The organism is Burkholderia sp. ZZQ-2, assembly GCF_050768715.1.
GTDB lineage: Bacteria > Pseudomonadota > Gammaproteobacteria > Burkholderiales > Burkholderiaceae > Burkholderia > Burkholderia cepacia.
The window spans coordinates 1-18,703 of record NZ_LDVA01000161.1 but is presented as its reverse complement, the minus strand read 5'-3'; the positions used below and the strand labels follow the sequence as shown (position 1 = coordinate 18,703).

At 68.5% G+C, this 18,703-nt stretch carries 16 protein-coding genes; 8 read left to right on the top strand and 8 right to left on the bottom strand.

Annotation, left to right across the window (positions count from 1 at the left end; translation table 11 throughout):
- Positions 1-120: 120 nt before the first annotated feature.
- From ABY44_RS09625 to ABY44_RS09615, 3 genes are all read left to right on the top strand, one after another.
- The gene (locus ABY44_RS09625; RefSeq protein WP_060173791.1) at positions 121-798 is read left to right on the top strand and encodes an SOS response-associated peptidase family protein; all 678 of its coding nucleotides are present in this window, start codon (positions 121-123) and stop codon (positions 796-798) included.
- Positions 799-1,101: 303 nt separating this feature from the next.
- Positions 1,102-2,532: a purine-cytosine permease family protein gene (locus tag ABY44_RS09620; protein ID WP_027787921.1), complete on the top strand. Its 1,431-nt coding sequence runs from the start codon at positions 1,102-1,104 to the stop codon at positions 2,530-2,532.
- Positions 2,533-2,692: 160 nt separating this feature from the next.
- Positions 2,693-3,763: a porin gene (locus ABY44_RS09615; RefSeq protein ID WP_060173792.1), complete on the top strand. Its 1,071-nt coding sequence runs from the start codon at positions 2,693-2,695 to the stop codon at positions 3,761-3,763.
- Between the two features lie 58 nt (positions 3,764-3,821).
- Here the strand turns inward: ABY44_RS09615 and ABY44_RS09610 are convergent, their stop codons facing one another.
- On the bottom strand, positions 3,822-4,778 hold the full coding sequence (locus tag ABY44_RS09610; protein WP_027787919.1) for a LysR family transcriptional regulator: 957 nt from the start codon (positions 4,776-4,778) through the stop codon (positions 3,822-3,824).
- Positions 4,779-4,966: 188 nt separating this feature from the next.
- Between ABY44_RS09610 and ABY44_RS09605 the strand changes: the two genes are divergently transcribed.
- The 4 genes from ABY44_RS09605 (at position 4,967) to ABY44_RS09590 (ending at position 9,048) form a co-directional block, all read left to right on the top strand.
- The gene (locus ABY44_RS09605; protein ID WP_027787918.1) at positions 4,967-6,277 is read left to right on the top strand and encodes an MFS transporter; all 1,311 of its coding nucleotides are present in this window, start codon (positions 4,967-4,969) and stop codon (positions 6,275-6,277) included.
- 31 nt (positions 6,278-6,308) lie between these two features.
- The gene (locus ABY44_RS09600; protein ID WP_060173793.1) at positions 6,309-7,580 is read left to right on the top strand and encodes a Zn-dependent hydrolase; all 1,272 of its coding nucleotides are present in this window, start codon (positions 6,309-6,311) and stop codon (positions 7,578-7,580) included.
- 49 nt (positions 7,581-7,629) lie between these two features.
- Complete coding sequence (locus ABY44_RS09595; RefSeq protein ID WP_136469969.1) at positions 7,630-8,652, top strand: histone deacetylase family protein; 1,023 nt, start codon at positions 7,630-7,632, stop codon at positions 8,650-8,652.
- 105 nt (positions 8,653-8,757) lie between these two features.
- Positions 8,758-9,048, top strand: coding sequence for a hypothetical protein (locus tag ABY44_RS09590; protein WP_027787915.1), 291 nt, complete (start codon positions 8,758-8,760; stop codon positions 9,046-9,048).
- A 32-nt stretch (positions 9,049-9,080) separates the two neighbouring features.
- Here the strand turns inward: ABY44_RS09590 and ABY44_RS09585 are convergent, their stop codons facing one another.
- The 6 genes from ABY44_RS09585 to ABY44_RS09560 form a co-directional block, all read right to left on the bottom strand.
- Positions 9,081-10,043: a Csu type fimbrial protein gene (locus tag ABY44_RS09585; protein ID WP_060312068.1), complete on the bottom strand. Its 963-nt coding sequence runs from the start codon at positions 10,041-10,043 to the stop codon at positions 9,081-9,083.
- Complete coding sequence (locus tag ABY44_RS09580; RefSeq protein WP_431641150.1) at positions 10,040-12,337, bottom strand: fimbria/pilus outer membrane usher protein; 2,298 nt, start codon at positions 12,335-12,337, stop codon at positions 10,040-10,042. Before ABY44_RS09580 ends, ABY44_RS09585 begins: the two co-directional genes overlap by 4 nt.
- Before the next feature lie 94 nt (positions 12,338-12,431).
- The gene (locus ABY44_RS09575) at positions 12,432-13,151 is read right to left on the bottom strand and encodes a fimbrial biogenesis chaperone (protein ID WP_431641149.1); all 720 of its coding nucleotides are present in this window, start codon (positions 13,149-13,151) and stop codon (positions 12,432-12,434) included.
- Positions 13,152-13,166: 15 nt separating this feature from the next.
- Positions 13,167-13,664, bottom strand: coding sequence for a Csu type fimbrial protein (locus tag ABY44_RS09570; RefSeq protein ID WP_027787911.1), 498 nt, complete (start codon positions 13,662-13,664; stop codon positions 13,167-13,169).
- A 584-nt stretch (positions 13,665-14,248) separates the two neighbouring features.
- The gene (locus ABY44_RS09565) at positions 14,249-15,454 is read right to left on the bottom strand and encodes an MFS transporter (RefSeq protein ID WP_124815558.1); all 1,206 of its coding nucleotides are present in this window, start codon (positions 15,452-15,454) and stop codon (positions 14,249-14,251) included.
- Between the two features lie 739 nt (positions 15,455-16,193).
- Positions 16,194-17,105, bottom strand: coding sequence for a LysR family transcriptional regulator (locus ABY44_RS09560; RefSeq protein WP_431641148.1), 912 nt, complete (start codon positions 17,103-17,105; stop codon positions 16,194-16,196).
- Between the two features lie 179 nt (positions 17,106-17,284).
- Between ABY44_RS09560 and ABY44_RS09555 the strand changes: the two genes are divergently transcribed.
- Positions 17,285-18,205, top strand: a complete 921-nt coding sequence (locus ABY44_RS09555) for a pyridoxal-phosphate dependent enzyme (RefSeq protein ID WP_060173799.1) — start codon at positions 17,285-17,287, stop codon at positions 18,203-18,205.
- A gap of 158 nt (positions 18,206-18,363) precedes the next feature.
- Here the strand turns inward: ABY44_RS09555 and ABY44_RS09550 are convergent.
- The coding region (locus tag ABY44_RS09550) for a hypothetical protein (protein ID WP_431641147.1) at positions 18,364-18,703 on the bottom strand (340 nt) is incomplete at its 5' end.

Genomic DNA, 18,703 nt, shown 5'->3' with positions numbered 1-18,703 from the left:
CGCCGGGCGCTTTGTCGATCCGTCGCTTCGTAAAACTGTTTCGTCATACCAAGCGATCGCGTGACCGCGGCGCCTGCACTGACCTACGATGGAGACATCGTTTCCACCGTCCACCGAGCCGTGTGCACCCACTACCGCGCTCCCGATGAAGACCCGGGCATCAGCGAGCTGAAGATCGGGATCGGCGACCTGTTCCGCCGCGACCCCTGGGCACCCGACGTGTATCCCGACTACGCGGCGCCGGTCGCGCGCGCCGACGGCGACGGCCTCGAGGTCGTCGCGGCCGTGTTCGGTTTCTGGCCGAAATTCATGCAGCCCGAGCGGGTCGACGAGAACGGTCGAAAAAGAAAGAAACTCGATACGGTGAACGCGCGGGCGGAAACGGTCGGCTCGTCGCGGCTCTACGGCACCGCGTGGCGCAACGGCCAGCGCTGCCTGATCCCGGTGCGCTGGATCGTCGAGCCCTGTTACGAAACCGGTCGCAACGTGTGGCACCGGATCGGCGTCGCCGGCTGGCAACCGTGCTGCGTCGCCGGCATCTGGCGGCGCTACGAAGGCGCCGACGGCCGCGAACGCGTGGGCATGGCGATGCTCACGGTCAACGCCGACGCCCATCCGCTGTTCGCACGGATGCATCGGCCCGGCGAAGAGAAGCGGGGCGTCGTGATCCTGCGCCGCGACGATTACGACGAGTGGCTGCACGTACGCGACATCGAGGCAGCTCGACGCATGCTGACCGTGCTCCCGGCCGCCGACATGACGGCCGAACCCGATCAGGCATCGCCCGCGCGCACCTGAGCTTTCATTATTCCGACGTTCTGCTTTCGATAAAACCGGCCGAAGCTGTGCCGATTGTTCGGACGATTTCGAAAATCGGCCGATACCGGGTAATCCCCGATATCTCGCAAGTTGTATATACAAGATCATCCGCTGGCAATGTCGGCACACGTCGTGCCGCTTGCGCGCCAGCGCGCAAACCGTGCGTGCGTGGCGCATGCCGGCGATCCACGGCGCCCCGCACCCGCAGAGCCGAAAGGGCGGCTCGCAGCTTCCCGTCTTGTTCGAACCATTTGTGATCCTGAGTATTTTGGAGATTTGCCCGTGTCTACGAATCCCAGTGGAAAAGCCGGCGGCCTGATCGAAGTCCGATCGATCGACTTCATTCCCGACGCCGAGCGCCACGGCGGCCTGCTGAGCCAGTTCACCCTGTGGCTGTCGGCCAACCTGCAGATCACGGCCATCGTCACGGGCGCGCTCGCCGTCGTGCTCGGCGGCGACGTGTTCTGGTCGCTGGTCGCGCTGCTGCTCGGCCAGTTCGTCGGCGGCGCGGTGATGGCGCTGCACGGCGCGCAGGGGCCGCAGCTCGGGTTGCCGCAGATGATCTCGAGCCGCGTGCAGTTCGGCGTCTATGGCGCGATGATCCCGATCGTGCTCGTGTGCCTGATGTACATCGGCTTTTCCGCGAGCGGTTCGGTACTGGCCGGGCAGGCCGTCGCGCAGCTGCTGCACGTCGACGACGCGGCCGGCATCCTGCTGTTCGCCGCCGTGATCGTCGTGCTGACCGTGTTCGGTTATCGCGCGATCCATGCCGTCGGCCGGGTCGCGAGCGTGATCGGCATCGCCGCGTTCGTCTACATGTTCACGCAGCTGTTCGCGAACCACGACATCGGCGCGCTGCTCGCGAACCGGCATTTCTCGCTCGCGAGCTTCCTGCTGTCGATGTCGCTGTCCGCGTCGTGGCAGATCGCGTTCGGTCCGTACGTCGCCGACTACTCGCGTTACCTGCCGCGCTCGACGTCGTCGGTCGCGACGTTTCTCGCGGTCGGCCTGGGCTCGGTGATCGGCGCGCAGGCGGCGATGGTGTTCGGCGTGTTCGCGGCCGCACTGGCCGGCAGCCAGTTCGCGCACCATGAGGTGGCGTATATCGTCGGCCTCGGCTCGACCGGCGCCGTGGCCGCACTGCTGTACTTCAGCATCGCGTTCGGCAAGGTGACGGTGACGGCGCTCAACGCATACGGCAGCTTCATGTCGATGGCGACGATCGTCAGCGGCTTCCGCGGCAAGGGCGCCGTGTCGTCGAAGAGCCGCCTCGTCTACATCTTCGGGATGATCTGCGTCTCCACGCTCATCGCGCTCGCGGGCCGCCATTCGTTCCTGAAGGAATTCACCGCGTTCATCCTGTTCCTGCTCGCGTTCTTCACGCCGTGGAGCGCGATCAACCTGGTCGACTACTACTGCTTCACGCGCTCGCGCTACGACGTGCCGGCGCTGTCCGATCCGGACGGCCGCTACGGCCGCTGGAACGTGATGGCGATCACGATCTACGTGGTCGGCATCCTCGTGCAGTTGCCGTTCATGTCGACGCACATCTACACAGGCCCGCTCGTCGATGCGCTCGGCGGCACCGATATCTCGTGGATCCTCGGCCTGATCGTGCCGGCCGTGCTGTATTACGTGGGCGCGCGTGCGTCGCGCCGCAGCATTCCCGAACGCCTGATCCTGCCGCTCGAACGCGGCGAAGTTCACCACTGACGACACGTCACGCGCATCGGGCCGGCCGGCTGCCGGCCTGAATGCCGCGCGAGCCGGGCGCTGCCTGCGCCGGGTTCTTCCACACGTTTCCCTTTCGACGATGCCGGTGCAGCGCGGCTGCCGCGCGCGGTGTCGTTTCATTCTCAGGCCATTGAATAGTATGACTAAGAAAACGACAGCCCGCGGCAGCGACTCCCGGGCGCGGATGGTGCACGCCGGTCTTCGCGTGACGGTGGCGGCGGCGTGCGCCGCCGGATCGGGCGCGGCGCTCGCGCAGGACGGCGTCACGCTGTACGGCGTGATCGACGAGTTCGCGCAGTACGTGAACACGGGCAACGGCTATACGGCGGCGATCGGTTCGGGCGGCCAGTGGGGCAGCCGGTTCGGGCTGAAGGGCGGCGAGGATATCGGCGGCGGGCAGAAGATCGAGTTCGCGCTGGAGAACGGCTTCAACCCGAACGACGGCTCGCTGGCGAGTTCGGGCAGCCTGTTCAATCGGCAGGCGTGGGTCGGCATCGCGGGGCAGTGGGGCAAGGTGCGCGCGGGCCGCCAGAATTCGCCGCTGTTCAACGACCAGGGCGGGCAGGATGCGTTCGGCGGTGTCACGCAGGCGTCCGGCATGGACAACCTGACCGTGTTCGCGTTCCGCACCAGCAATACGCTGTCGTACCAGAGCCCGGAGATCGCCGGTTTCCAGGGCGGGCTGTACTTCGGGTTCGGCGATGCGGGCGGCGTGCGCTCGGCGGGCGCCAGCCGGCAGTTCGACCTGACTTACGAACACGGGCCGTTCGGCGCGTTCGTCGCGGGCCAGTGGCTGAAGAACGCGATGGCGACCACGACCGATCGTACGATCATGGCCGGTGCGTCGTACGAGATCGGCAAGGCGACCGTGTACGGCGGTTTTTCCGCGGTGAAATGGGCCGATCTCGGCATCGATTCGCGCGTGTACGGGCTGTCGGTCAAATACCAGTTCAATCCGGCGAACTACGTGGCGCTCGGCTACGCTTATCTGCACGACCAGTCGTCGCAAGGCAACAATGCGGACCAGCTCGGGCTGATGTACGAGTACGACCTGTCGAAGCGCACGAGCTTCTACGGCGCGCTGTCGTACCTGCGCAACCGCAACCAGGCCGGCTACACGCTCGCCGGTGCGGCGAACCCCGGCCTGCCGCTCGCGTATCCGGGCGCGAATGCGCGCGGCGTGCAGCTCGGCATCGTGCATCGCTTCTGACGTTGCCGACGCGCCGGGCCGTGTGCGCCCGGCGCTTTCCTCCGGCGCGCTCGCGCCGTTACTTCCCCAGTCGCTCCGCCAGCGAATGGCGCTGCATGCAGCGCTCCATCGCGTCGAGAAACGCGTGCTCGGCCGCGTTCATCTTGCGATCGCGATGCCACAGCAGGAACACGTCGACGTCGACGAGCCCTTCGTCGGGCGGCAGCCGCCACAGCCGCTGCTGGGCGATGTCGTCGCGCACGATGTGTTCGGGCAGGCAGCCGATCCCGTAACCCGCGAAGATCAGCCGTCGCACTTCCTCGAGGCTCGGCGACGATGCGACGATGCGTCCCGTGAAGCCCTTCTGGTCGCGAAACACGGTGAGCGGCGACAGGCTGTCGCCGATCTGGTCGCTCGTGAACGACACGAAATTCTCGGCGAGCAGATCGTCCATGCGCAGTTGCGTCTGCCCGAACAGCCGGTGATGGCGGCCGCAGTAGATCGCATAGCGCTGGCGCAGGAAGCAGCGCATCTCCAGCTTGTCGTGCGGCGTGCGGCACAGGCCGAGCCCGGCCGTGGCGGTTTTCTGCAGCAGCGAAGACAGGATGTCCGACGAGCGCATCACCTCGATCTGCAGGTCGATGCGCGGATACGCGCGATGGAATTCCGCGAGGAATTCGTCGTAGACGGGCGACTCGATGCGGCTCACCGTCAGCAGCCGGATCGAGCCGGTCAGGTCGGCCGTGCTGTCGTCGATTTCGGTTTCGAGGCGCGAGATGCCGCCGTAGATGTCGCTTGCGATCCGGTACACGGCTTCGCCCGCCGGCGTCGTCGCGAAGTGCGTGCCGCGCCGCTCGATCAGCTTGCGTTCGAGCGTGTCCTCGAGCCGCCGCAATGCCTGGCTCACGGCCGGCTGCGTCACGTGCAGGCGCGCGGCCGCGCGGCTCACGGAGCGCTCCTGCACGATGACGAGGTAGGTGCGCAACAGGTTCCAGTCGAGACGGTCGTTCAGGAACGGGGCGAGGTCGGGGCGCATCGGGTCTCCGGGCGAGGCGTCGGGTGGATATTAGTTGAATTTATACGGTGAATAATAACTTGAAATTTGACTAATGATTTGCGGTCACCGATAAAGGAGGGGCGCCGCAGCGTGCGGCGCAAGGCCGCGACAGACGGCCGTCCACGATATTGCGCGTCGCGCCGCAGCGGCGCGCGTCAGGAGCCCGCATGACCCAGTCTCTTCCTTCCGCCCGCCAGCCGGGACGCGCCGCGACGGCCGCGTTCATCGGCACGATGATCGAGTGGTACGACTTCTACATCTACGCGACCGCCGCCGCGCTCGTGTTCGGCGAACTCTATTTTCCGTCGCATGACCGCTTCGTCAGCACGATGGCGTCGTTCGCGACCTTCGCGGTCGGCTTCTTCGCGCGGCCGCTCGGCGGCGTGATCTTCGGGCACCTCGGCGATCGCATCGGCCGCAAGAAGGCGCTGATGACGACGCTGATGATGATGGGCGTCGCGACCGTCTGCGTCGGGCTGCTGCCCGATTATTCGACGGTCGGCCTGCTCGCGCCGGTGCTGCTCGTTGCGCTGCGCGTGGTGCAGGGGATCGCGGTCGGCGGCGAATGGGGCGGCGCGGTGCTGATGGCGGGCGAGCATGCGCCGCAGGGGCGCCGCACGTTCTTCGCGTCGTTCGCGCAACTCGGCAGCCCGGCCGGGCTGATCCTGTCGCTGATCGCGTTTCGCGCGGTCACGTCGATGGACAAGGCGGACTTCCTCGCGTGGGGCTGGCGCCTGCCGTTTCTCGCGAGTTCGGTGCTGCTCGTGGTCGGCATCCTGATCCGGCTCGGCGTGAACGAGTCGCCGGAATTCGCGCGCGTGAAGGAAACCAACCGCACGGTGAAGCTGCCGGTTGCGGAAGTGTTCCGCTCGGCGTCGGGGCTCGTGTTCCTCTGCATCGGCGCGAACACGATCGGCATCGCGGGCGTCTATTTCACGAACACGTTCATGATCGCGTACACGACGCAGTACGTCGGCGTCTCGCGATCGCTGATCCTCGACAGCCTGTTCGCGGTCGCGATCATCCAGTTCTTCGCGCAGCCGGTCGCCGCGTGGATCGCCGAGCGCATCGGCGGCGCGCGCTTCCTGAAACTCGCGGCGCTGCTCGCGATGCTGTCGCCGTATCCGATGTTCATGCTCGTGCAGGGCGGCACGTCCGCGTCGCTGATTGCCGGCATCGCGCTCGCCGTGGTGTGCATGGCCGGCTTCTATTCGGTGATCGCGGGTTTCGTGAGCGACGTGTTTCCCGCGCACGTGCGCTATTCGGCGATTTCGCTCGCTTACCAGATTTGCGGCGCGATCGCGGGCGGCCTGACGCCGCTCGTCGGCACGTGGCTCGCGCATCGCTTCACGGGCCAGTGGTGGCCGCTCGCGGTGTTCTACACGTGCCTGGCCGGCATCTCGCTGCTCTCCATCGTCGCGATCGACGCACGCCGCGCAGCGCGGCCGGCCGCCGCCGAAGCGCTCGGCTCGCAGTGAACCTCAACGAACGAATTCATCCGGAGTGCACATGAAAGACCTGCTGGAAATCGACGGCGCCCGCTTGTGGCAGAGCCTGGCGGACATGGCGCGCGTCGGTGCGACGCCTCGCGGCGGCGTGCGGCGCCTGGCGCTCACCGACGACGATCGTCGCGGGCGCGACCTGTTCGCGCAGTGGTGTCGCGACGCGGGGATGACGGTGAGCGTCGACGCGGTCGGCAACCTGTTCGCGCGGCGCGACGGCGTCGATGCGCAGGCCGCGCCGGTGCTGATCGGCAGCCATCTCGACACGCAGCCCGAAGGCGGCCGGTTCGACGGCGTTTATGGCGTGCTCGCCGCGCTCGAGCTCGTGCGCACGCTGAACGACGCAGGCATCGCGACCGGCAAGCCGTTGGAAATCGTGTCGTGGACCAACGAGGAGGGCGCGCGTTTCGCGCCGGCGATGCTCGGCTCGGCCGTGTTCACGGGCGTGTTGCCGCTCGACGATGCGCTCGCGAAGCAGGACGCAGACGGCATCACGCTCGGCGCGGCACTGGACGCCTGCGGTTATCGCGGCGCGCGCGCGACGGGCGGCGCGGTCGATGCGTACTTCGAGGCGCATATCGAACAGGGCCCGGTGCTGGAGGCCAACGGTACGACGATCGGCGTCGTCACGGGCGGGCAGGCGATCCGCTGGCTCGACGTGACGGTGACGGGCGTGGCCGCGCATGCGGGCACGACACCGATGCCGTATCGCAAGGACGCGTATTTCGCGAGCGCGCAGATGGCGCTCGAACTCGAACGGATCGTCGCCGGTCATGCACCGCGCGGGCTCGCGACGATCGGGCAGGTCGGCATCCGCAACGCGTCGCGCAACACCATTGCCGGCGACGTGACGTTCACGGTCGACCTCCGTCATCACGACGATGCGCAAGTCGACGCGATGGAGCGCGAACTGCGCGATGCCTGTGCACGTGTCGCCGCGGCGCGCGGCGTGCAGGTCGCGATCGACACCTGCTGGCGCAGCCCGGCGACGCCGTTCGATCGCGACTGCGTCGAACTGGTCGCGCAGGCGGCTGCCGCGTTCGGCTATACGAACGAGCGGATCGTCAGCGGCGCCGGGCACGACGCGATCCTGCTCGCGCGCCGCGTTCCGACCGCGATGGTGTTCATCCCGTGCGTCGACGGCCTGTCGCACAACGAAGCCGAGGACGCGCTGCCCGCCGACGTGACGCGCGGCACGAACGTGCTCCTTCATGCGGTGCTCGCGCGCGCCGGCGTCGCGGCGCGCGTTGCCGCGGCGGCCGCCACGCAGGATGCGTGACAGCGCGAACCGATCGATCGACAGACAGAACAACCGACGAGGGCAAACGATGAACACCTATTTCCATCCCGAGCAGCTGCTGCACCATCCGCGCAGCTACCTGTCGCGCGGCCGGATGCGCGAGCCGCAGGAAGTGCCCGAGCGCGCGGCGCGGCTCGTCGCGGCCGTCCGGTCGCTCGACTTCGACGTGCGCGAGCCGGCCGACCGCGGCACCGCGCCGATCGCGGCCGTGCACGACATGAACTACCTGCGCTTTCTGGAAGAAGCGCACCGCGACTGGAAACGGATGCCCGACGACTGGGGCGACGAAGTGATGTCGAACGTGTTCGTGCGGGACCCGAACCCGCTGCGCGGCGTGCTCGCGAAGGCCGCGCGCTATCTCGCCGACGGCAGTTGCCCGGTCGGTGCGAACACGTGGCGTGCCGCGTACTGGTCCGCGCAGAGTGCGCTTGCGGCTGCGGCCGACGTCAACGACGGCGCACGCGACGCGTACGCGCTGTGCCGGCCGCCCGGCCATCACGCGCGCCGCGACGCGGCCGGCGGCTTCTGCTACCTGAACAATGCGGCGATCGCCGCGCAGTCGCTGCTCGGCCGCCATCGCCGGGTCGCGATCCTCGACACCGACATGCATCACGGGCAGGGCGTGCAGGAGATCTTCTACGGCCGCGACGACGTGCTGTACGTGTCGATCCACGGCGACCCGACCAACTTCTACCCGGTCGTCGCGGGTTACGAGGAAGAGACGGGCACGGGCGCCGGCGACGGTTTCAACCTCAACCTGCCGATGCCGCACGGCGCGCCCGAGTCGGCGTTCTTCGAGCGGCTCGACGACGCGCTGCGCGCGCTCGCGCGGTTCCAGCCCGATGCGCTCGTACTCGCACTCGGCTTCGATATCTACAAGGACGATCCGCAATCGCAGGTTGCCGTCACGACCGGCGGTTTCGGGCGGCTCGGCGGGGCCATCGGCGCACTCGGGTTGCCGACGGTGATCGTGCAGGAAGGCGGCTATCACCTCGAAAGCCTCGACGCCAACGCGCGTGCGTTCTTCGGCGGGTTCGCCGCCGCGCGCTGACCGGCGCGGCGGGGTTCGACCGCGTGCGTGCGGATTGAGGTTTTCCGCGCGCATGCCGATAATTCGCGCATCTGCCTGGATGGATGCACGAAGGAGGGCCGCACGATGACAGCCGGCCAGATCACACGCGGTGCGATCGCGCTCGCCGTACTGGGCGCAGGGTCGCTCGCGAGCGCGGCGGAGCCGTCGATTCCGCTGCGAGTCAGTCTCGTCATTCCGGAAACCTGCACGATCGACGCCGGCGCGCCGCAGGCGGCTGCCGATGCCGGCATGCCGAGCGTCAGTTGCATGCACGGCACGCCGTTCGTGCTCAGCCACGCGGCGCTGCCCGACGCGCGGTCGGCGCCGCGCAGCATCGGCGCGGGCGCGCCGCCCGCATGGACCGTCACGTTCTGAGCGGCGCGCCCGCCCGTTCACGCCGTTGAACGCTAGAAACTGATCGTCGCGGTGATCGTGTCGCTGTAGCTGCCGGGCGCGGGCGTGGCCTGCGCCGGCACCGCGCCGTACACGGTCACGACCTGCGACGTGCCCGTGCCGACACCCGTGACCGTCGCGCTGCCGCCCGTGCCGTCGCCCCATCCGATCGAGTGCGCGGCGTCCGTATACAGCCCGTAATCGATCGTCCCGCCACCACCGCTGCGCTTCATCTGGCGCGCCGTCACGTCGCCGCTGCCGCCGCTGCTCAGCGCGATTTTCCACGCGTCGCCGTTGGTGCATTGCGCGGTGATCGTCCCCGTTGCCGCGAGCGTGCCCGACAGGATGCTCGCGGTGCCGAAGTTCACGTTGGTCGCGTTGATGTTGCAGTTGTTGATGACGTCCGCCGTCGCGCCGAACGGGAAGGTGCCGCTCGACGTCGTCAGCGATGCGCAGGTCGGCGCGACGAGCAGGTAGAACCCGGTGTTGATCGACGTCGTGTTGCCGCCGAACTGCTGCGAATAGGTCGTGGTGCTGTTGCCGGTCGTCGGCACGGTCGGCTGGTTTCCGGTGATCTGTCCGTACACGGTGACCGTCGCGGACGCGCTCGTGCCGAGCGCGGGTTTGGCGAGCGTGACGGACGCCGGCGTCGTGCCGGAATACACCGAGCCCCACGCGACCGAATGTCCGCCGTCGAGATAGAGGTCGTACTGCATCGCGTCGGTGCCGTTGACGAGGCTGCGCGGGCTCGTGCCGCCGAGGTTCAGGCACACGAGCACGTTCGGCACCAGCGAGACGGTCGACCATGTGCAGGTGACGCTGACGGTGCCGGTCGCGGTGACCGGTGCGTTGGAGATCGGGCTGACCGATCCGAAACTGACCGTCGACGCCGTGGCCGTGCAGGACTCGGCCCGCGCGTGATGCGGCACGCCGCACCACGCGGCGAACGCGATGACGAGCAGCAGCGCGAGCCTCATGGCGCCGCCCGGCAGGTGAGGGGCCCGATGGTCGGCAGCGAGCCGTTGCCGGGCGCGGTGAACGCGAATTCCGTGATGCAGCGCTGCGTGCCGGAGTCGATCACGAGGTGGTTGTCCTCCTTCAGTCCGTCGATGAACGTGAGCCCGTCGTAGCCGACGATCGTATCCGCGCCGCTTTCGGCGTGATGCACGCGCGCACCGGCCGGCAGCGGCCGGCCCTCGGCGTCGCGCAGGATCACCGACGCCGCGCGATAGCGCGACACGCCGAAGTGCGCGACGACACCCGATTGCGCCTGCGGCACGACCGTCATCGACGTGCGGGCGATCCGCGCATCGGCGGGCAGCTTCATCGAGTCGATCGCGATCTGGTTGTTCTGGTACGCGTTCAGGTCGGGCACGAGCAGGTGCCCCGCGCGGTCGGTCGTGCCGATCACGCGGTTCTCGTGCAGCACCGGAATGCCCGCGACGCCGTCGGTCGACACGAGCGCGAAGCCGTCGTCGATGCGGCGCGACACCTGCAGGCTGCTGTCCATGAACACGAGCGCGCCGCTCACGTCGAGCGACGCGCCGGTCTGTCGGTCGATGTGCTGCGCGGCCGCGATGACTTCGCCCGCGTGGCCGAGATACCGCAGTTGCGCCTGCCGGTAGGGCACCGCGCCTGTGCCGCCCGTCTGCACGCCCCAGCCCCAGCCGCCGCCGTAGTCGGGCGGGCGGCTCGCGTCGACGGTGTAGTTCGACTGGCCGCGCTGGCGGCCGACGGTCGTGTTGATCGACGTGTTGCGGCCGAGCCCGATGTTCAGCGACACGAACGCGCCGTTCGCACCCTGCTGCGCGAAGTCGCGGTACGCGCTCACGCTCAGCGACGCGAGATCGCCGAAGCCCAGCGTGTACGACACCGTGCCGATCCGCGTGCCCGGGCCTTGCGGCATCCGGAAGCCGATATAGCTGAGCGACAGGGTCTGGCGGTGCATGAACGGCAGCGCGAGCGTCGCCTGGTCGGTCGCCGCCGGCGCCGTCGCGCCGTCGCGCGAGGCCAGGTCGCCGTAGCGGCCGAACGCGCGGATCGTCTGCGCGTTGATCGAGAAGCGCGGCTCGATCAGCTGGTAGCCCACGCTCACCTGCGTGCCCGGAAAGCGGCCGGCGCTGCCCGCGACCGCGCCGCTCACGACGCCCGCGTAGCCGAGCCGCAGCAGCGCGCCGACGCCGGCGTTGAGCACGCTGCCGGTCGCTTCCGCATGCCCCTCGACGGTCAGCGCGTCGGTGACGCCGCGCCGCATCGACCCGCTGACGGCCGGCCGCGCGTCGTAGTCGAACGACCGCAGCCCGTAGTTGCGGCGCAGGAAGCCGGCTTCGAACGAATAGCTCGACAGCCCGGCGGACAGCATGCGCGTATCGACATAGAGCGGCACGGAGGTCGCGACGGTGCGGCCGAGCGCGTCGCGCGTGATGACGGTCGCCTGGCCGGCACCCCTGATGCCCGGCACGTCATGGATGAGGAACGGGCCGCTCGGCACGTTGCCGGTGTACTGGCGCACGTTGTTGATGTAGAGGTCGACGGCCGACGGGACGGCGGCGGAGCCCGCGAGCGACGGGATCGGGAACGTGACGAGATCGGGGCGCAGTGCGAAGTTGCTGCGCCACTGGAAGCCGCCGATGCGCACCGAGCGCGTCCACGCGAGCGACCCCGAGATCGTGTCGCCGATCTGCGTCGTGCTCGGCCGCGCCGGGTCCGAGCGGCTCCATGACGTATCGAAGCGCGTGTAGCGCCGCTGGCCGTTGTAGAAGGTCGCGGCGCCCGTGGTGTCGAACACGCCGCCCGGATCGAAGTAGCGCACGTCGGTGTAGAGCGAGTACTGCCGGTCGCCGATCGTCTGCGCGTACGCCTCGTAGTTGATCGCGACGCCGCGCGACGCGCTGGCCGCCTGCGTGGGCGGCAACGCACGGCTGTCGACCGCGTACGGCCGGCGCAGCGAGTCGGGCATCCGCAGGTCGACGCTCTGGCGTGCCGCGTCGTAGCGGTAGCGCAGGCCGGGAATCGCGTCGAGGTCGACCGTCGCCGCGTCGGCGAGGCCGAGCCGGTCGGTCGCGACGCCGATCGTGCGCAGGTCGGCGCCGCTCGCCGACAGGTGGCCGTCGCGTTCGCGGAAGTGCGCGAGCAGCGTCGTGTTTTCGCCGTTGACGCTGACTTCGAGGATCACGTCGTGCGTGCCGTCGGTCATCACGAGTACCGGGAGTTCGTCAGCGCGCACCGGGCCGAGCGCGAGCAGGCCGCCGGCCACGATGGCCGCGAGCACGGCGCGCGGCGAGCGGCGCGGCGTTCCGCGTCCGTTGGCCGGGGGCGTGCCGGCGCGTGGCGAAGGGGGAGAGGCCGGGCGGCGCACCGGCGGTCTAGCCCGGCGGCTCCACCGCGACGACCGCACTGGCCGGCTGCGAATTGACGGCCGCCCGTACCGTGACCTTGCCGCCGAGCGCGACGCCGGCCGGCAGCGGCACGCTCCACTGGCCGGTTCGGCCCGCGAGCGCGTAGCCGAGCAGCCCGCGCGTGAGCGGGTACGCGCGCCCGTCGCCGGTCACGAGTTCGACCGACGCGAGTTGCGCGCGCCGCGTGCCGCCGTTGTGCACGCGCAGCACCCAGCCGCCGTTGCTGCGCAGGAGCGCCCAGTCGAGCTGCGGCGCGCCGTTGGCGGCCGGCTCGACGAATACCGGAATCGAATAGCGCAGCCGGATCGACACGCCGTTGGCCGGTGCCTCGCCGGGCTGCGGCAACTCGTCGATCAGCAGCCGGTAGGTCTGCTCGGTACCGGCTGGCGTACGCGAAGCGCGCACGACGCGGATCAGCTGCTCGGACTGCTTGCCGACCTCGATCAGCGGCGGGCTGGCGAGCAGATCCTGGGTGGGCGTCAACGCATCCTGGCCATTGGCCTGATCCCAGCGGAACACGCGCACCTGCCCGTACACCGGGCGCTCGCCCGGATTGCGGAGTGTGATGCCGGTGGCCGCGTCGTCGGCGCCGAATTCGATCGTGACGGGGGAAATCTGCAGCGACGCGGCGTGCGCGGCGCCGGCCGCGCACAGCAGCGCGGCGAGCGTTCGACGTAATGCGGACATGGGAAGCAGCGCCGGTCAGAAGTAGGCGGTTGCGGTGATGGTCGTCTGATAAGTGTCCGGCTTCGGCGTGGCTTGCGTGGGCACCTGGCCGTAGACGGTGAAGGACTGTGCGGACCCCGTGCCGGTGCCGGCCACGGTGTCCGTGCCTTGCGTGTTGCCCCAGATCGTCGTCCGTCCGGCGTCCTGGTAGAGCTGGAAGCCGACCGTCGTCGTCGTGTTGCCGGTTGCCGTGCCGGCCATCAGCCGGCTCGCGACGGTCGACCCCGTGACCAGGCCCGCGTCGAGACCGACGTTGTACGGCGTCGTGTTGGTACAGGTGACGCTCAAGGTCGTCTGCTGGTTGATCGCGGCGGACAGCACGCCGTTCGTGCCGAAGGCCAGCGGGTTCGCCGTGATCGCGCAGTTCGGTTGCAGCGTGAGCGTGACGTTGAAGGTGGCGGTCGACGTGCCGTTCGAATAGACGGCGGCGTCTGCGGCGGGTGTCGAAAGGCCGACTGACAGCGCGAGCGACAATGTGGTGGATACGATGGCGACTTTCACGCAGATCCCTCATCGATCGAATTTTCGTTGGATTTATGCCGCGCTTCGCAGGCCACGGTACCGCAAATGCTGATACGAACCCGCAATTCTTTCAATATTAAAATCGGCGCTGTTTCATTTTGTTACATCTGGATTGGGTGTTGGGTAAATAAAGTCTGGAAGCATTGCGATTTGTGATTTCAATATGCGAATTGAGTGAAATATTTTCCTGGTATGTAGCAAGCACTTCATGAGTCATGCTGGATTCGGGCGTGAATTTTTGCCTGAATTAGCGGGGATGAATCAGCCTGTACGGAATGGTTGATTAATGAATTCGGCGGAATTCAGAGGGCGAAAAAATGAATCGCTCAAGGGAATTGAATTGATTCCCGCAATTCGCAAGAGAATTTGATTCTTGTTGAAGCGGGATTTACGGATATTCCGGATATCCGGACTGGAAGAATGAATGAAGTGGAATTGACGGTTGAAAACGAACGCGGCCGCATCGAGCGGCCGCGAACGTGTGTTGGTGCGGGGTGGTGATCCGGCATTCGTCGCCGGTGGACGGCGTGTCGCGATTACGAATTCGCGGCGGCCGGAGCGCGGCGCTGTTGCGCGATCTGCAGGAAGACGAGCGCGAGGCCGGCCGCGGCGATCAGCCCGCCGACGAGCGGCACGGCCGCATACCCGAAGCCCGCCGAGATCGCCGCGCCGCCGGCGGCCGCGCCGAGTGCGTTGCCGAGGTTGAACGCGCCGATGTTGACCGCCGACGCAAGGCCCGGCGCCTCGTGGGCCGCCCGCATCACGCGCATCTGCAGCGGCGGCACGACCGCGAACGTCGCGATGCCCCACACGAGCAGCGTGACGGCGGCGCCGGCATGCGTGCTGGCGAGTACCGGGAACGCGACCATCGTTGCGATCAGCAGCAGCAGGAAACCGATCAGCGTGCCGTCGAGCGAGCGGTCGGCCAGACGCCCGCCCGCGATGTTGCCGATCGAGAAGCCGACGCCGATCAGCACCAGCATCGCAGTCACGAAGCCGGGCGTGGCGCCGGTCAGGTGCTCGAGCGTCGGTGCGACATACGTGTAGAGCGTGAACATCGCGCCGGCGCCGAGCACGGTCGTCCCGAGCGCGCCGAGCACGACGGGGCGCGTCAGCACCGAGAGTTCGGCGCGCAGGTCGGGCATCTTGCCGGCTTCGCCCTTCGGCAGCGCGGCGAACAGCCCCGCGATCGCAACCAGGCCGAGGCCCGCGGTCGCCGCGAACGACATGCGCCAGCCGATGATCTGGCCGAGCCAGGTCGCGGCCGGCACGCCGCCGACGTTCGCGATCGTGAGACCCATGAACATCGTCGCGACCGCGCTGGCCTGCTTTTCGCGCGGCACGAGGCTGGCCGCGACCACCGAGCCGAGCCCGAAGAAGGCGCCGTGGTTGAGGCTCGTCACGAGGCGGGCGAGCAGCAGCGTCGTGTAGTCGGGCGCGAGCGCCGACAGCAGGTTGCCGATCGTGAAGATCGACATCAGCGCGATCAGCGCCGAGCGGCGCGACCAGCGCGCGAGCAGCAGCGTCATCAGCGGCGCGCCGACCATCACGCCGATCGCGTAAGCACTGATCAGCATGCCGGCTTGCGGAATCGACACGTGCACGCCTTCGGCGATCACCGGCAGCAGGCCCATCGGCGAGAACTCGGTCGTACCGATGCCGAATGCACCGGCGGCGAGTGCCAGCAGCGGCAGCGCGGCGCCGCCGCCCGGGCGGGAAGGAGAGGAAGTCGTGGGGTTCACGCGATGTGCTCCTGTAATCGAGAAACAACGGCACGAGGCCATTGAGGACAGTGCGAAGTGTGCCTGCTTCACTTTTGCGGAAAAAGCCGTATCCGGACGAAATTATCTTGATTTCATTTCAACAATGCAGCGTACAGCGAAACCGACAGACGGCACGGGTGAACGAGCGGAGGGCTTTTGTGAAAGCGGGTTGTAAAGATGGGTGGGTGACGCTCGACCGGGAGAGCGCGATCCGTGGGCGGTTCGACGCGGACGGATGTCCGTTTCGCCCTTTTTCGCCCGGTGGCCCGGAAGCCGTCCGCCGCCCGTCCGGCGGCGCGGATCCGGCGGGCCGGCGAGGTGGCGGCCATCGTCCGGCGCGAGCGTCGCGTCATCGCCGGAAACCCTTTGCAGACAAGGCGCGCAGGTAAAAAAAGCCCCGGCCACAGGGGGACCGTGACCGGGGCAGAAACGCATCCTCTCTTTGGCACGAGGGTGGGATGCGCGCGAAGTATATTTCGACGCATGACAATTCGAACCGGCGTTAAACGGCTGTTTTGGGTGTCAATTTAAAAACACCGGCGCTGCGGCGCCTTCCGTTGGCGTTTTGAAAGATGTTTAGCGGAAGCGATGCTGGTGATTAGTACGTGAGGCCAGTCGAACCGGCGTTTTGACAAAGGGGTATCCGGTCGTGGATCGACGGGGCGAATTCGGCCGCCCGATCGTGTGCCGGGCGCGTCTTCGGTCGAACTGCGTCCGGTCAGTTCGCTTCGCCGGCCGCATCACGCACGGCCGCCAGAAACCGCGCGACGACGGGCGACGGCGGCACGGCGGCGCCGTCGAACACGAACTCGATGTCGAAGCGGCTCGCGAGTTCGTCGAGCGCGACGAGCCGGACCGTGTGCGGGCAGGTCGGCGACGCGCTTTCCGGCACGAACGCACAGCCCATTCCGGCCGCGACGAGGCCGATCAGCGTCGGGATGTCGCTGCCGACCTGCGCGATGCGCGGCGTGAAGCCAGCCTGCCGGCACTGCGCCATCAGGAACCGGTGATGCGCGGCGGAGCGCTGCGCGTCGAACCACACGAACGGCTCGTTCGCGACGTCGGCCAGCGTGCGCGGCGCGGTGAAGTGTCCGCCCGGCGGCGCGGGCATCGCGAGCACGAAGCGGTCGCTCAGCAATCGGACGCCGGACAGGTGCGGCGCCTCGTCGCGACGCCACGCCATGATGCCGCCGTCGAGCTGGCCGCGCACCAGCGCGTTCGCCTGTTCGGCCGACAGCATCGGCGCGATCGACAGCTTGACGTCCGGGCAGGCATCGCGAAACGCCCTGAGGACGTTCGCGACGACAGGCAACGGCAGGCAGTTCGGCAACGCGCCGAGCCGGAGTTCGCCCAGTTGGCCGGCCGCGCTGCGCAGCGCGCGCTCACGGCTGTCCTGCAATGTCGCGAGCAGGCCGGTCGCATCCTGCAGGAAGCTCGTGCCGGCCGCCGTGAGCGTGACGCCCGTTGCGCGGCGGACCAGCAGCGGCGTGCCGATCGCGTCCTCGAGTTCGCGGATCTGTCGCGACAGCGCGGGCTGGACGATGCCGGCCGCACGGGCGCCCGACATCACGCTGCCGGCTTGTGCGACGGCGACGAAGTAGCGCAGGTGACGCAATTCGATCTGGCGCATGCGGTATCCGTTCTGGTTCGTTGATATACCTGTGAAGCATAGCAAGTGCCATGCGATGGTATTGGAAAGCATGGAGAGCCTGCCGTACGATGGCCGTCATCGCCGCTCGCCCTCGCAGGTCGCGTGCGCTTCTTCCGTGCGTTTCTTCCGTTCGCTCCGTTCCCATTGGTTCCGTCCCCATGCCGCTTCATATCCCGACTCCCTATATCCGCTCGCAAATCGCGTCCCGCCGGCTCGGCAGGACCATCCGGCTGAAGCTCGATGCGCTGCAGCCGTCGGGCTCGTTCAAGCTGCGCGGCATCGGTGCCGTCTGCGAAGCGCGGCACGCGGCCGGCGCGCGGCGGTTCGTGTCGTCGTCGGGCGGCAACGCGGGCATCGCGGTCGCCTATTGCGGCCGCGAACTCGGCGTGCCGGTACGCGTCGTCGTGCCGGAAAGCGCATCGGCCCGCGCCCGCGAGCTGATCCGTGTCGAGGGCGCGGAGCTGATCGTGCACGGCCCGAGCTGGGCCGAGGCGAACGCGTTCGCGCAGTCGGCGCTCGGCGAGCACGATGCGTTCGTGCACCCGTTCGACGACCGCGCGCTGTGGCAGGGTCACGCGACGATGATCGACGAGATGGCGGCGGCCGGCCCGAAGCCCGACGCGGTCGTGCTCGCGGTCGGCGGCGGCGGGCTGCTGTGCGGTGTGCTCGAAGGGCTGGCGCGCAACGGCTGGCACGACGTGCCGGTGGTCGCGGCCGAAACGGAAGGCGCCGACTGCTATGCGCGCTCGCTCGCGCAGGGGCGCCCGGTCGAATTGCCGGCGATCACGAGCATCGCGACGTCGCTTGGCGCGAAGCGGCCGTGCGACGCGGCGGTCGAATGGGCGACGCGGCACGAGATTCATCCGGTCGTCGTGTCCGACGCCGACGCGGTGGCCGCGTCGCTGCGCTTCGTCGACGAGCACCGGATCGTCGTCGAGCCCGCCTGCGGTGCCGCGCTGGCTGCGCTCGAGCGGCCGGTGCCCGTGCTCGCGTCGGCGACGGATATCGCCGTGATCGTCTGCGGCGGCGTGACGGCGACCGTCGAGCAGTTGCAGACGCTGCGCGCAACGTTGCGGTAGGCGGGGCGGCCGTCGAGCGCGGCGAACGCGTGCATTGGCCGCGTATTCCCGCTGCGAAGCGTCGACGCAATGCCGGCTACGCAACGGACAGGCAGCTGGCAGCGCGGAAATTCATGCGAAGAACGACGGGAAGGGTGCGTATCGTCGCGCTGCGCCGGTTACGGCCGGGCGCGGCGATACGGGTGACCGGTCAGTTTGCGGCCGGTGCGCTCGCGCCGGACGGGGCGGACGAGGCGACAGGATTGGCCGCGGCAGGCGCGGGTGCCGAGCTCGAGGGCGCCGATGCCGATACGGGGGCAGATGCGGCGGACACGTGCGCAGGTGCGGCCGGTGCCGGCGTCGGCGTCGCAGCGGCGGGTGGGGAAGCGGCGGGCGCCGATGCGGCGGCGGCGGGTGTCGACGCCGGACTGGAAGCGGGAACAGGCGCGGAAGCCTGCACGGGCGCTGATGTCGGTGTGGATGCCGCTCCGGACGCCGTTGCAGGTGCCATTGCCGATG